At 68.7% G+C, this 13,149-nt stretch carries 13 protein-coding genes and 1 tRNA gene; 8 read left to right on the top strand and 6 right to left on the bottom strand.

What is annotated here, in order from left to right; translation table 11 throughout:
• Positions 1-94 precede the first annotated feature (94 nt).
• The 6 genes from FOB47_RS18300 to FOB47_RS18325 all read right to left on the bottom strand — a co-directional run bounded on the left by FOB47_RS18300 (position 95) and on the right by FOB47_RS18325 (position 6,792).
• The gene (locus FOB47_RS18300; RefSeq protein ID WP_053823115.1) at positions 95-796 is read right to left on the bottom strand and encodes an ABC transporter ATP-binding protein; all 702 of its coding nucleotides are present in this window, start codon (positions 794-796) and stop codon (positions 95-97) included.
• A gap of 5 nt (positions 797-801) precedes the next feature.
• A complete protein-coding gene (locus FOB47_RS18305) occupies positions 802-1,659 on the bottom strand; it encodes an ABC transporter ATP-binding protein (RefSeq protein WP_174781765.1) in 858 nt (285 codons plus the stop codon).
• The gene (locus FOB47_RS18310; protein ID WP_053821977.1) at positions 1,656-2,741 is read right to left on the bottom strand and encodes a branched-chain amino acid ABC transporter permease; all 1,086 of its coding nucleotides are present in this window, start codon (positions 2,739-2,741) and stop codon (positions 1,656-1,658) included. The genes FOB47_RS18305 and FOB47_RS18310 overlap by 4 nt, the downstream gene beginning before the upstream one ends.
• 4 nt (positions 2,742-2,745) lie before the next feature.
• Entirely contained in the window at positions 2,746-3,612 is an 867-nt protein-coding gene (locus FOB47_RS18315; RefSeq protein WP_064573315.1) for a branched-chain amino acid ABC transporter permease, read from the bottom strand.
• A 102-nt stretch (positions 3,613-3,714) separates the two neighbouring features.
• Entirely contained in the window at positions 3,715-4,908 is a 1,194-nt protein-coding gene (locus FOB47_RS18320) for an ABC transporter substrate-binding protein (protein WP_174781766.1), read from the bottom strand.
• Between the two features lie 240 nt (positions 4,909-5,148).
• Positions 5,149-6,792, bottom strand: coding sequence for a benzoate-CoA ligase family protein (locus FOB47_RS18325; protein ID WP_174781767.1), 1,644 nt, complete (start codon positions 6,790-6,792; stop codon positions 5,149-5,151).
• A 313-nt stretch (positions 6,793-7,105) separates the two neighbouring features.
• Here FOB47_RS18325 and FOB47_RS18330 point away from each other — a divergent pair, with 313 nt between their 5' ends.
• From FOB47_RS18330 to FOB47_RS18365, 8 genes are all read left to right on the top strand, one after another.
• Positions 7,106-8,035 carry a helix-turn-helix transcriptional regulator gene (locus FOB47_RS18330; RefSeq protein ID WP_174782496.1) on the top strand — a complete coding sequence of 310 codons (930 nt, stop codon included), beginning with the start codon at positions 7,106-7,108 and terminating at the stop codon, positions 8,033-8,035.
• 212 nt (positions 8,036-8,247) lie between these two features.
• Positions 8,248-8,643, top strand: a complete 396-nt coding sequence (locus FOB47_RS18335) for an antitoxin Xre/MbcA/ParS toxin-binding domain-containing protein (RefSeq protein WP_370639503.1) — start codon at positions 8,248-8,250, stop codon at positions 8,641-8,643.
• Positions 8,603-9,361, top strand: a complete 759-nt coding sequence (locus FOB47_RS18340; protein WP_082371489.1) for an RES family NAD+ phosphorylase — start codon at positions 8,603-8,605, stop codon at positions 9,359-9,361. Before FOB47_RS18335 ends, FOB47_RS18340 begins: the two co-directional genes overlap by 41 nt.
• 79 nt (positions 9,362-9,440) lie before the next feature.
• A tRNA-Met gene (locus FOB47_RS18345) sits at positions 9,441-9,517 on the top strand.
• Between the two features lie 192 nt (positions 9,518-9,709).
• Positions 9,710-10,294: an NUDIX hydrolase gene (locus tag FOB47_RS18350; RefSeq protein ID WP_053821981.1), complete on the top strand. Its 585-nt coding sequence runs from the start codon at positions 9,710-9,712 to the stop codon at positions 10,292-10,294.
• Positions 10,295-10,383: 89 nt separating this feature from the next.
• Positions 10,384-11,133 carry a leucyl/phenylalanyl-tRNA--protein transferase gene (gene aat / locus FOB47_RS18355; RefSeq protein WP_174781768.1) on the top strand — a complete coding sequence of 250 codons (750 nt, stop codon included), beginning with the start codon at positions 10,384-10,386 and terminating at the stop codon, positions 11,131-11,133.
• Positions 11,134-11,179: 46 nt separating this feature from the next.
• Entirely contained in the window at positions 11,180-11,932 is a 753-nt protein-coding gene (locus FOB47_RS18360) for an arginyltransferase (protein WP_174781769.1), read from the top strand.
• A 163-nt stretch (positions 11,933-12,095) separates the two neighbouring features.
• Positions 12,096-13,130: a quinone-dependent dihydroorotate dehydrogenase gene (locus tag FOB47_RS18365; protein ID WP_151022315.1), complete on the top strand. Its 1,035-nt coding sequence runs from the start codon at positions 12,096-12,098 to the stop codon at positions 13,128-13,130.
• The last annotated feature ends 19 nt before the right edge of the window (positions 13,131-13,149 follow it).

Below are 13,149 nucleotides of genomic sequence, written 5' to 3' on the forward strand. Positions count from 1 at the left end.
ATTCGCGCCGTTCCATGTCTGCTATGTCTTCTACGAGTTCGCCGATATCACCGCGCTGGATCAAGGCACCGAATGCGACCGAACTTCGAGGCGGTCAGACGCCAAGATACCGCTCGAGCAGGCCCGGCGTGGCCGCCAGCTCGGCGGCGGCGCCGCTGGCCGCGACCAGTCCCTTCTCGAGCACCACCACGCGGTCGGCCTGCGCCAGCACCGCGCGATAGTTGCGGTCCACCACCACGGTCGAAATGCCGGTGGCCCGCACCGCGGCGATCACGTCCCAGATTTCGCGGACGATCTTCGGGGCCAGCCCTTCGGTCGCCTCGTCGAGGATCAGGCAGTCCGGGTTGGTCATCAGCGCGCGGCCGATCGACAGCATCTGCTGCTCGCCGCCCGAAAGCTGCTGGCCGCCATGGTCGAGCCGCTCCTTCAGGCGCGGGAACAGCTCGAGCACCCTCGCCTCGTCCCAGTCGTTACGGCCGTTGCAACCCTTGCGCGCAGCCATCAGCAGGTTTTCGCGCACCGACAGGTTCGGGAAGATGCCGCGGCCTTCGGGCACGTAGGCAACCCCGAGGCGCGCGACATCGTATGGCCGCGCGCGCGACACGTCGCGGCCCGCAACGACGATGGTGCCGGCGCGCTGCGTCACGTGGCCGAGCAAGGTCCGCAGCAGCGTGCTCTTGCCCATGCCGTTGCGCCCAAGCAGGCCGACCGTTTCACCGGCATCGACGCGGAAGTCGACGCCGCGCAGCACATGGCTGGTGCCATACCAGGCCTGCACGCCGGTGGCTTCGATCATCGGCTTCACGCTGCACACTCCTTGCGCGTGCCCGTGGCCGCGCCGGCGCCCGTGCCGTGGGGATGCGCGCCGGCCGCGACATCGGCAAGCTCGCCCGCGCCTTCGTCGTCGCCCAGGTAGGCTTGTTGCACCTCACGGTTGGTGCGAATCGCGGCCGGCTCGCCCGAGGCGATCACCACGCCGTTGACCATCACGGTGATGCGGTCGGCCACCGCAAACACGGCGTCCATGTCGTGCTCGACCAGCAGGATCGCGTGCCCCTCGCGCAGATCGCGCAGCAGCGACAGCATCCGCGCCGATTCCTCGGCGCCCATGCCGGCCAGCGGCTCGTCGAGCAGTAGCGCGACCGGCTGTGTGGCCAGGCACATCGCCACCTCCAGCTGGCGCTTCTGCCCGTGCGACAGCGCCATCGCCGGCAGCGCCGCGCAGTCCGCCAGACCGGCCCTTTCCATCGCCTCGTCGCCAAGCGCGCGCGCGGTGCGGCACGATTGCGCGCTTTCCCACAGGCGCCAGGCACGCTGCGCGCGCGACTGCGCCGCCAGCCGGCAGTTCTCGCGCACGCTCAGCGGTGCGAACACGTTGTTGCGCTGATAGCTGCGTCCGACGCCGGCGCAGGCCAGCCGCGGCTGCGGCCAGCCGGTGACGTCGGTGCCGTGCAGGAACAGCTGGCCCGCGGTCGGCGCAAGTTCGCCCGACAGCAGATTGATCAGCGTCGATTTGCCGGCGCCGTTGGTGCCGATCACGGCGTGGATCTGATGCAGGTCCAGCGCCAGATCGACGCCGGACACCGCGGTCAGCCCGCCGAAGCGGCGCGTCAGTGCGGCCGCCCGCAGCACCGGTTCATTGCCATGGCGCGCGTTCATCGCCGCTCTCCCTGTATGCCGGCTGCCTTGCCGCTCACGCGGCGGCCTGCGCCGCCACCGAGCCGGCGCCGCAACACTGTCGCCAATCCAACCAGCCCGCCCGGCAGCAGCGCCACCGCGGCGATGATGAAGCCGCCCATCAGCAGTTGCCAATGCTTGGTCAGCGTGCTGAACCACTCGGCCAGCAGCACGAACGAGAACGCGCCGATCACCGCACCGGCCAGACTGCCGACGCCGCCCAGGATCACCATCAGCATCGCGTTGCCCGACTGATGCCACGACGCGATCTCCGGATTGACGAAGCCGAACTGGATCGCATACAGATAGCCGGCCAGTCCGGCGAACGCGCCGCCCGCGACGAAGGCGCCGAGCTGGTAGCGGTAGGTGGCGAAGCCCGCGGCCCGCATGCGCTGCTCGTTGTGGCGGATGCCGATCAGCGCGTGCCCGAAGCGCGAGCGCAGCACCATCGCCAGCGCCGCGACCGTGAAGATCAGCGCGCCCAGCACCAGCCAGTAGAAATGCACGGGATCGTCGATGCCCAGCGGCCGCGCGCCGAACACGCCGAACTCGGGCCGGAAATAGATATAGGTGCCGTCGCTGCCGCCGGCGATCTTGGTGTCGTGGAAGATGAAGTACACCATCTGCGCGAACGCCAGCGTGACCATGATGAAGTAGATGCCGCGCGTGCGCAGCACCAGCATGCCGACCAGCAGCGCCAGCACCGCGGCCGCGGCGACCGCCGCCACCAGCAGCCACCAGCCGTTGCCGGGCTCAGACTGCGGCGCCAGCATCGCGGTCGCATAGGCGGCGGTGGCGAAGTACGCGGCATGGCCCAGGCTGACCAGCCCCGTATAGCCGATCAGCAGCTGCAGCGACAGCGCGAAGATCGCCATGATCATCACCTTGCTGAGCAGGTCGATGTAGAACTTGTTGCCCTCGCCGCCGAGCGCCAGCGGCAGCGCCGCCAGCACGGCGAAGGCGATCGCCCATGCCAGCGTGGTCCAGCGCAGGCTGGCGCGCCGCTGCAGGTCGAAGGCCGCGCCGATGTCGGCGCCGAGGTTGGTCGGAGGTGTCGATGCCATCGCGCTAGCCCGCCTTGAACAGACCCTGGGGTTTCCAGAGCAGAATGATCGCCATCAGCAGATAGACCAGCACACCCGCCGCCTCCTGCCAGAACACCTTGCCGAAGGTATCGACGAAGCCGAGCAGCAGCGCGGCGACCATCGCGCCCTTGACCGAGCCGATGCCGCCGATCACCACCACGACGAAACAGACGATCAGCACCTGGCTGCCCATGCCGGGATAGACCGACGACACGGGCGCGGCGATCATGCCGGCCAGCACCGCCAGCGCGACGCCGAGCGCGAACACCAGCCGGTACAGCCGGCCGATATTGACGCCCAGCGACTGCACCATCTCGCGATTGCTGGCGCCGGCACGGATCGTCATGCCCAGCCGCGTGCGGCGGATCACGTAGTACATCGCCGCGGCCACCAGCAGGCACACCGCCGAGATGAACAGCCGGTAGACCGGATAGGTCATCTCGTTGCCGATCGGCAGCGCGCCGTCGAGCAGCGGCGGCACCGGCACGCCGTGCACGTCGTCGCCGACCAGGATGCTGCGCATCTCCTCGAACACCAGGATCAGCCCATAGGTCATCAGCACCTGCTGCAGGTGATCGCGCTCGTACAGGTAGCTGAAGAACACCCACTCGAGCAGATAGCCGAACGCGACCGCCAGCACGATGCCCAGCGGCAGCGCGATGAACAGGCTGCCGGTCATGCTCGCCAGCGTGAAGGCCAGGTAGGCGCCCAACATGTAGAAGCTGCCGTGGGCGAGATTGATCACGCCCATGATGCCGAAGATCAGCGTCAGGCCGCTGGCGACCAGAAACAGCAGCAGACCGTACTGCACGCTGTTCAGGCACTGGATCAGGAAGGAGACGAAGTCCATGCGAGGCGATCGGTCGTTGACGAGGCCGCGGCCGGCAAGCGCCGGCATGCCGCGGCCGGTGACGCGCGCAAGGCGCAGGCGATGGGCGTTGGCGGCCTCGCGTTACAGGCGGCAGCCGCGCGCGGGATCGGCCAGCGCCTTGACCGCGATGCCGGCGACCTTGTTCTCGCGGCCCTCGACCTTGCGCAGATAGAAGTCCTGCACCGGGTTGTGGGCGCGCGACAGCGTGAAGGTGCCGCGCGGGCTGTCGATGCGCGCGGCGGCGATCGCCTTGTAGACGTCCGCCTTGCGGCTCATGTCGCCCTTGACGGCGGCGGCGCCGGCGGCCAGCATCTGCGCCGCGTCGTAGCCCTGCACCGCGTAGACATCCGGCTGCAGCTTGTAAGCCTTCGCGTAATTGAGCCGGAACTGCTTGTCGCGCGGATTCTGCAGGCCGTCGGCGTAGTGCAGCGTGGTCTCCAGGCCCTGCGCCGCGGTACCCTGCGCCTCGAGCGTGCCGTCGGTCAGGAAGCCCGATGCATAGAGCGGAATCTTGTCCTTCAGGCCCGCCGCGGCCCAGTCCTTGACGAACTTGACGGCGCCGCCGCCGGCGAAGAAGACGAATACCGCATCGGGCTTGAGCGACGCGATCTCGGTGATCTGCGCCTGGAATTCGACGTTCGGGAACGGCAGGCTCAGTTCCTTGACGATCTTGCCGCCCTTGGCCTCGAAGGCCTCCTTGAAGCCGCGTACCGACTGTTCGCCCGCCGCGTACTTCCACGTCAGCGTGACGACCCGCTTCATGCCGCGTTCGGCCACCACCTGCCCCATCGCATAGCCTGGCTGCCAGTTCGAGAACGACGAGCGGAAGATATTGGGCCCGCACAGCGGACCGGTAGCCTCGTCGGCGCCCGCGTTCGGAATGATCAGCAGCGTGTTGCTTTCCTTGGCCACCTTGACGATGCCCATCTGCACGCCCGAATGCACGGTGCCGATCACCACGTCGACCTGGTCGCGCTTGACCAGCTTGTTGGCGTTCTCGGGCGCCTTGGCCGGATCCGATTCGTCGTCGACCTTGAAGAATTCGACCTCGCGCCCGCCCAGCCGGCCGCCCTGCTCCTGCACGTACATGCGGAAGCCGTTCTCGATCGCCGTGCCGAGCGCCGCATAGGTGCCGGTGTAGGGCAGCATGAAGCCGACCTTGATCTTGCCGGCGGCCGCCGATGGCGCGGGCTGCGCCGCGGCTGTGCCCGCCAGCGCCAGAGCGGCGGCGGCAACACAGGTCGGCGCCAGGCGGCGCGAGATGAAGCGATGCATGGATGTCTCCTCCTGGTGGTTCAAGCGGTTCGCTCGCTCGACGGTGCGGCGGCGCCGGCTGCCGAGGCGGTGCGGCGCCAAATTATTTTAGGTTTGAAGTTTTCGCCGTTATAAACCCCGCCATGGATGGCGTCAATGCAGTGGAACCCGGCGCCGGGACAGCTTCGTCCACCAGCGCAAGCGGCTCGCGCCCGAGTGTAATGACGCGTGGGCCCCGGGGATATCGCGGCTTACCCTGTCTCATGGCGCGGATGGCGAGCGGATGGCGCCGGCCGCGCCCGACGCGGCCTCGCGCGCCTGCTGTTCGCGCTGCCGCAGGCGGAAGCGCTGGATCTTGCCGGTGGCGGTCTTGGGCAGCTCGGCCACGCACTCGATCCGGCGCGGATACTTGTACGGCGCCAGGCTGCGCTTGACGAAGTCCTGCAGCTGCGCCTCCATGCCGTCGTGCCACGCGTGGCCCGGACGCAGCACCACGTAGGCCTTGGGCTTGACCAGGCGATCGTCATCCTCGACGCCGATCACGGCGGCTTCCAGCACCGCGGGATGGCGCGCCAGCGCCGCCTCCACCTCGAACGGCGACACATAGATGCCGCCGACCTTCAGCATGTCGTCGCTGCGGCCGGCATAGACGTAGTAGCCGTCCGCATCGCACAGATACTTGTCGCCGCTGCGGGTCCATTCGCCGACGAAGGTATCGCGGGTCTTGTCGCGATTGCCCCAGTACATCAGCGCGGCCGATGGCCCCTTGATGTACAGATCGCCGATCTCGCCCGCGGCGCAGGGCTGGCCGGCGTCGTCCAGCAGTTTCAGCTCGTAGCCGGGCACCGGCTTGCCGGTGGTGCCGTAGCGTACGTCGCCGGGACGGTTCGACAGGAAGATGTGCAGCATCTCCGTCGAGCCGATGCCGTCGAGGATGTCGCAGCCGAAATGGGCGCGGAACCGTTCGCCGATGTCGCGCGGCAAGGCCTCGCCGGCGGAGGTACAGATACGCAGCGCGACGTTGTCGCGCGCCGGCAGGTCGGGCGCGGCCAGCATGCCGGCGAACAGCGTCGGCACGCCGCAGAACACGGTGGGCCGCTGTTCGGTCAGACGGCGGAACACCGCTTGCGGCGTCGGGCGCTCCGCCATCAATACCGTGGTGGCGCCGACCGACAGCGGGAAGGTCAAGGCGTTGCCGAGCCCGTAGGCGAAGAACAGCTTGGCGGCGGAGAACACCACGTCGTCCTCGCGCAGGCCGAGCACCTGGCGGGCATACAGGTCGGCGGTATGGAACAGGTTGCCGTGCGTATGGACCGTGCCCTTGGGCCGCCCTGTGGAGCCGGACGAATAGAGCCAGAACGCCATGTGGTCGGGCCCCGTCGCGGCAGCGTGCGCGAGCGGCGTACCGCTGCCGGCCAGGCCCGCCACGGTCGCCGCCGCCGGCTCCTCGCCCTGCGGCAGCTGCCCATCGGCGGGCAGCGGCGCCGCGACGATCCACAGGGGTTCGACCCCGGCGCGCTGCGCCGCCTCGCGCAAGGCCGGCAACAGCGGTGCGGACACCACCACGGCGCGCGCGCCGCTGTGTTCAAGCATGTAGGCGTAGTCGTCCACCGTCAGCAGCGTATTGACGGCCACCGGCACCACGCCGGCCAGCAGGGACCCCAAGAACGCCACCGGAAAATCGATGGTATCGAACGCGCACAGCAGCAGCCGTTCCTCGGGCCGCAGGCCCGCCGCCAGCAGCGCGCCGGCGAAGCCGCGGCTGCGCGCCTCGAGCTCGGCGAAGGTCAGCGTGGCGGTGTCGTCGCGGTAGGCCAGCTTGTCGCCCCGGCCGGCATCCAGATTGCGCGACAGCAGATCGACGGCGGCGTTGTAGCGCGCCGGCAAAGCGGTCGGGGACGTCATGTCTCACTCCTTGGGCGGCCCAAAGGCGGCCTCTTGTCGGCCGTTGGTGCGTGCGCCGGCGGCGGTTGTGGAGCGCTGATGTGGCGCTGATGTGTCGCTGATGTGGCGCTGGTCTGGCAGCTGTGTGGCGGCTTGGCTGCAGCACCTTGTCGTTGTTGATGCATTTTATTGCACATCGACTAAGATGCAAGCTCAGGAATGCACTATATGGCAGCGAAACAGGCTCGGGGTCTACCCGGAGTTTGCGATTCGTGTGCCCTATAATGCCGCACCCAGCGCCCGTCGCTGCCCTTCCATCGAACCCATGTCCGAGATGCGCCGCGCCACCGAAGCCACTGCGCCCTTGTCCGACGCCGAGCCCCGCCAGCCCGGCGAGCGCGATCCGTATCTGACCCAGCTGGGCGAGCGAATCCGTTCGCTGCGCGCCGCGCGCGGCATGTCGCGCAAGGATCTGGCGCGCGGTGCCGGCGTCTCCGAGCGCTATCTGGCCAATCTGGAAACCGGGACGGGCAACGCGTCCGTGCTGCTGCTGCGCCAGGTGGCGGCGGCGCTGAACGTGCCGCTGCCAGTGGTGCTGGCCGAGGCCGATGGCGGCAACGGCGCGCGCGCTGCCGAGTTTGGCCAGCTGCTGCAATGGCTGGCGCAACTGCCGCCGGCCGATCTGGCCCGCGTGCGCGAAGCCTGCCGCAATGCGCTGGCGCCGTCGGCGCCCTTCGACGCCCGCCATCAGCGGATCGCGCTGATCGGCCTGCGCGGCGCCGGCAAATCGACGCTGGGCCGGGCACTGGCCGCGGCGCGCGACCTGCCGTTCGTCGAGCTGAACGGCGCCATCGAACAGGAGGCCGGCGCCACGCTGTCGGAAATCCATTCGCTGTACGGCCAGGCTGCCTACCGCCGCTACGAGTTGCGCGCGCTCGAGCGCGTGCTGCGCGAACACGAGCGGCTGGTGCTGGCGACCCCGGGCAGCCTGGTGTCGGAGCCGGCCACCTTCAATCTGCTGCTGGCCAACTGCTACACGGTGTGGGTCAAGACCTCCCCCGAGGAACACATGGCGCGCGTGGTCGCCCAGGGCGATATGCGGCCGATGCAGGGCAACAGCGAGGCGATGGCCGATCTGCGCCGTATCCTGCAGGCCCGCACGCCGCTCTACTCGCGTGCCGACGCGATCGTCGACACCAGCGGGCAGAGCCTGGACGCCTCGCTGCATGCGCTGCAGACGGTGCTGCAGGACGCGGGGGCCTGATCGGCGGGCAAGCCGCCCCCTGCGCGCGTTCGCACTATATTGCATCGCCCGCCGGCCGAATCGGTACGGCAGTTCCGCGTGTTCCCAACAGTCCGGGAACGGGTCCCGAACGCCGGCGGTCGAACCGGCGTACGCAAGGAACCCCGCAAAAGTGGTTTTCCTGCTTCCCTTGCGAAACAAATGGCCTATAATGTTTCCAAGGAAACAGGAGCATGGCGATGCAGACCAAGCAACTTCGGCAGCAGCTTCCCGCCGGCGCCCCGGATGCCGGAGCGACCCTGACCAAGGCCGTGATGCGCGCGGCCGGCTTCCTCGGCATCAGCCAGGCCGTGGTCGCCAGCGTGCTCGGCATCAGCACGGCCTCTGTCTCCCGCATGGCCTCGGGCCATTACGTACTGGACAACCACCGCAAGGAATGGGAATTCGGCGTGCTGTTCGTCCGTCTGTTCCGTTCGCTCGACGCCATCCTCGGACATGGCGACCAGGCCCGGCTGTGGCTGGCCAATGACAACCTCGCGCTGGGCGGCAAGCCGCTCGAACTGATCCGTACTACCGAAGGCCTGGTTCGTGTCGTTCACTACCTGGACGCCACCCGCGGTCGCATCTGAGCGCAAGCCGTTTGCGCTCACGTTGTGGCGGGCGGTGGAAGCCCAGCATGTGGTTTCCACGATGCCGCTGGTCGACAGCCTCGAAGAGCAGGCCGTGCTGGAAGCCGTGCTCGATGCCGGCAAACCGGCGGTGCCCTCCTACGCCCGCCATCTGCACTATCTGCTGTTCACGCCGTTCCGCTATCCGCCGTCGCCGTGGGGGTCGCGCTTTCGGGCCGCGCACGATCCGGGCGTCTTCTATGGCGCGGACGAGATCCGCACCGCCTGCGCGGAGCTCGGCTATTGGCGCTGGCGCTTCCTGCGCGACAGTCCCGCGCTGCCGCGCATCGATGCGCGCGCGCAGACGCTGTTCCAGGTCGGCGTACGGACCGAAGGCGTAGCGCTGGACGAAGCGCCGTTCGTGCGCGACGCCGCGCAATGGCAAGACCCGGTGCACTACGACGGCTGCCAGGCGTTCGCCCGCGTCGCGCGCGAGGCCGGCCTCGGGCTGATCCGCTACCGCTCGGTGCGCGATCCCGGCCAGGGTCATTGCGCCGCGGTGCTGACGCCGCTGGCCTTCTCCGCGCCCGCGCCGCTGGTCACCACGACCTGGATGCTGACGGTGCGGCCCGACCGCGTGATCTGGCAACGGGACGATCTGCTGCAACGCGAGAATTTCGAGTTCGAGGCGGCGATGTGGGAACGCCCGAACGGCAATGCGGCCCCCGAGACCGCTTGACATGCGGCGCCGCTCACTTTGGTCGCACGCTGCTGTTGCATTGCGAAAGCGATTGCCCTATAATCACTTCTTCGACGGACGCGGGGTGGAGCAGTCTGGCAGCTCGTCGGGCTCATAACCCGAAGGTCGCAGGTTCAAATCCTGCCCCCGCAACCAACCGATCGAAATCCGCAAAAGCAGCCGCCCCCATTCACCGGGCGGCTTTTTTGTTCGCGCGGTGTTTGCGTCAATTCTGTCTTCCGTCGATTGCCTGCCGCTCGTTCGAGCGCGCACCGACGTCACGGCGCCACGGTCGTGCCGCCCACGGGCCCGGTGATAAACTGCGCCCATTCCTCCCGGACCGAATCCATGAAATTCTGCTCGAACTGCGGCCATGCGGTCGTGCTGCGCATTCCCGATGGCGACAACCGGCCGCGCCATCTCTGCGATCAATGCGGCACCATCCATTACGTCAATCCGCGCAATGTGGTCGGCACGGTTCCGGTCTGGGAAGACAAGATCCTGCTGTGCAAGCGCGCGATCGAGCCGCGCTACGGCTTCTGGACGCTGCCGGCCGGCTTCATGGAGATCGGCGAGACCACCGCGCAGGCCGCCGCACGGGAGACGCTGGAGGAAGCCGGCGCCCGCGTGCAGATCGGCGAGCTGTTCTCGATGCTGAACGTGCCGCACGTGCATCAGGTCCATCTGTTCTATCTTGCCCGGCTTGAGGATCTCGATATCGCGCCCGGCGAGGAAAGCCTCGAGGTCAAGCTGGTCGACGAGGCCGACGTGCCCTGGGACGAGCTGGCCTTCCCCACGGTGATCCACACGCTGCGCTGCTTTTTTGCCGACCGCGCCGCCGGCCGCATCGCCGACGGCAGCTTCCGGCTGCATACGCTCGATATCGACAAGCCGATGCGCCCGCTGGCGGCGCGCGCAACGGTGGAGCCCTGAACGCAGGGTACGCCGCCACGGCCCGCCATGCCCGCCAAGGCCGCCCCTTCCCCGTTCAACCGCTCGTTCGCCCCCGCCTCCGCCCGCGCATGATCGCCTGGCTCGACCCGCACGATCCGTTTCCCCCGGTCGATGCCGCGCTGGGCCCCGACTCCGAAGCCCCGGGCCTGCTGGCGGCCAGCCGCGACCTGACTCCGCAGCGCCTGCTGCTGGCCTACCGCCACGGCATCTTTCCCTGGTATGCGCAGGGCCAGCCGGTGCTGTGGTGGAGCACCGATCCGCGCATGGTGCTCGACCCCGCCGCGTTGCGCGTTTCGCTGAGCCTGCGCAAGACGCTCAAGCGCGTGCTGCGCGAGGACGACTGGCAGATCCGCGTCGACGACGACTTCGAAGCGGTGATGCGCGCCTGCGCCGAGACCCCGCGCGCGGGCCAGCACGGCACCTGGATCACGCCGGAAATCGTCGAGGCCTACGGCGCGCTGCATGCGCGCGGCATGGCCCATTCGGTCGAGACCTGGTATCGCGGCGAGCGCGTCGGCGGCCTGTACGGCGTGGCGCTTGGCCGCATGTTTTATGGCGAGTCGATGTTCGCGCGCCGCACCGACGCCTCGAAGATCGCGCTGGCGGCGCTGTGCGGCTTCCTCGCCGGCCATGGGGTGACGATGATAGACTGCCAGCAGGAAACCGAGCACCTCGCCTCGCTGGGCGCGCGGCCGATCCCGCGCAGCGAGTTCGTCGCGCATCTGCGCACGGCGACCGCGCAGCCGCCGATCGTGCCGTGGCGGTTCGACAAGACGGTGCTCGAATGGTGGACGCGGGCGCGCGACGCAGAACGCTAGCGCCCCCCGCTCCGACCGCGGCAGCACCCGACGGCAGCATCCGATCATGAGCAAGCTCAAGGAATTGCCCCTTTCCGCGCTGCAGTTCTATGCAACGGCGCCCTACGCTTGCAGCTATCTCGAAGGCCGCATGGCCCGCTCGCAGGTGGCCACCCCCGCGCACCTGATCAATGCCGACGTCTATTCCCGCCTGGTACGCGCGGGCTTCCGGCGCAGCGGCGTCTTTACCTACCGCCCCTATTGCGACGATTGCCATGCCTGCACGCCATGCCGGCTGGCGGTCGACCAGTTCGAGCCGGACCGCAGCCAGCGCCGCGCGTGGCAGCGCCACCGTCATCTGCAGGCGCTGGTGGCGCCGCTGACCTACGTCGAGGAACACTACGCGCTGTATCTGCGCTACCAGTCGATGCGGCATGCCGGCGGTGGCATGGACCAGGACAGCCGCGACCAATACGAGCAGTTCCTGCTGCAGAGCCGCGTCAATTCGCGGCTGGTCGAATTCCGCGATCCGCCCGACGCGGCCGAGCCCGGCAAGCTGCGCATGGTCAGCATGATCGACGTGCTCGACGACGGCCTGTCGTCGGTCTACACGTTCTACGATCCGCTGCAGCCCAAGACCAGCTACGGCACCTACAACATCCTGTGGCAGATCGAGCAGACCCGCGAACTGGGCCTGCCGCACCTGTATCTCGGCTACTGGATCGCCAACAGCCGCAAGATGGCCTACAAGGCGCGCTTCCAGCCGCTGCAGGTGCTGGTCGGCAACCAGTGGCGGCCATTCGAGTCCGACGCCGCCTGACGGCGCGCCGGGCTGTCCCCGGACTCTCAAGCGCCGCTGCCGTTACAATATCGCCCTGACCGCGCCGCGATCCGCCCGCGGCGCATTCCGGTACCGCCCGCCGCTCGCCGACAGGTCGCCCGGTACCGATTCTCTGCCTCGATTCCCTGCCCCGATTTCCGCCGTGCTCAACGCGCTCTATCCCCTGTTTCGTCCCGCCCTGTTCTCGATGGACGCCGAGGACGCTCACCATCTGACCCTCGACAACCTGCGCCGCGCGCAGCGCCTCGGACTGGCCGGCTGCCTCGGCAACCGCATCGACGACGATCCGCGCACCGTGATGGGCGTGCGCTTTCCGAATCCGGTGGGACTCGCGGCAGGCCTCGACAAGGACGGCGCCTATATCGACGGCCTGGCCGCGTTCGGCTTCGGCTTCATCGAGGTCGGCACGGTGACGCCACGCCCGCAGCCCGGCAATCCGCGCCCGCGCATGTTCCGGCTGCCGAAGGCCGAGGCGCTGATCAACCGGATGGGCTTCAACAACGGCGGCGTCGACGCCTTCGTCGCGAACGTCAACGCGTCGCGCTGGAAGGCCGAAGGCGGCGTGCTCGGACTGAACATCGGCAAGAACGCCGACACGCCGATCGAGCGCGCGGTCGACGACTACCTGTACTGCCTGGAACGCGTCTATCCGCACGCGAGCTACGTCACGGTCAACATCTCGTCGCCGAATACCAAGAACCTGCGCCAGCTGCAGGGCGCCAGCGAACTCGACGGCCTGCTGTCCGCGCTGAAGACCGCGCAGCAGCGGCTGGCCGACCGGCACCGGCGCTACGTGCCGCTGGCGCTGAAGATCGCGCCGGATCTGGACGCCGACCAGATCGGCAATATCGGCGACGCGCTGGTGCGCCATCGCATCGACGGCGTGATCGCCACCAACACGACGATCTCGCGCGAGGCCGTCAAGGGCCTGCCGCACGCCGACGAAGCCGGCGGCCTGTCGGGCCGCCCTGTGTTCGATGCGTCGACCGCGGTGGTGCGCGCGCTGCGCGCGGTGGTCGGCGACGCGCTGCCGATCGTCGGCGTCGGCGGCATCTTCGACGGCGCGCAGGCGCGCGCCAAGATCGACGCGGGCGCGCAGCTGGTGCAGCTCTACACCGGGCTGATCTACCGCGGCCCGGCGCTGGTCAAGGAATGCGCCGCCGCGCTGCGCGCTTGATGCAGGCCGGATACGCCGC

Source organism: Cupriavidus gilardii, from assembly GCF_013347325.1.
In the GTDB taxonomy this organism is placed as follows: Bacteria; Pseudomonadota; Gammaproteobacteria; order Burkholderiales; family Burkholderiaceae; genus Cupriavidus; species Cupriavidus gilardii.

Bases quoted from the DNA above. Each gene is read 5' to 3' on its own strand.
- FOB47_RS18300 (WP_053823115.1), bottom strand. From the start codon at position 796: ATGATCGAAGCCACCGGCGTGCAGGCCTGGTATGGCACCAGCCATGTG.
- FOB47_RS18305 (WP_174781765.1), bottom strand. From the start codon at position 1,659: ATGAACGCGCGCCATGGCAATGAACCGGTGCTGCGGGCGGCCGCACTG.
- FOB47_RS18310 (WP_053821977.1), bottom strand. From the start codon at position 2,741: ATGGCATCGACACCTCCGACCAACCTCGGCGCCGACATCGGCGCGGCC.
- FOB47_RS18315 (WP_064573315.1), bottom strand. From the start codon at position 3,612: ATGGACTTCGTCTCCTTCCTGATCCAGTGCCTGAACAGCGTGCAGTAC.
- FOB47_RS18320 (WP_174781766.1), bottom strand. From the start codon at position 4,908: ATGCATCGCTTCATCTCGCGCCGCCTGGCGCCGACCTGTGTTGCCGCC.
- FOB47_RS18325 (WP_174781767.1), bottom strand. From the start codon at position 6,792: ATGACGTCCCCGACCGCTTTGCCGGCGCGCTACAACGCCGCCGTCGAT.
- FOB47_RS18330 (WP_174782496.1), top strand. From the start codon at position 7,106: ATGCGCCGCGCCACCGAAGCCACTGCGCCCTTGTCCGACGCCGAGCCC.
- FOB47_RS18335 (WP_370639503.1), top strand. From the start codon at position 8,248: ATGGCGATGCAGACCAAGCAACTTCGGCAGCAGCTTCCCGCCGGCGCC.
- FOB47_RS18350 (WP_053821981.1), top strand. From the start codon at position 9,710: ATGAAATTCTGCTCGAACTGCGGCCATGCGGTCGTGCTGCGCATTCCC.
- aat (WP_174781768.1), top strand. From the start codon at position 10,384: ATGATCGCCTGGCTCGACCCGCACGATCCGTTTCCCCCGGTCGATGCC.
- FOB47_RS18360 (WP_174781769.1), top strand. From the start codon at position 11,180: ATGAGCAAGCTCAAGGAATTGCCCCTTTCCGCGCTGCAGTTCTATGCA.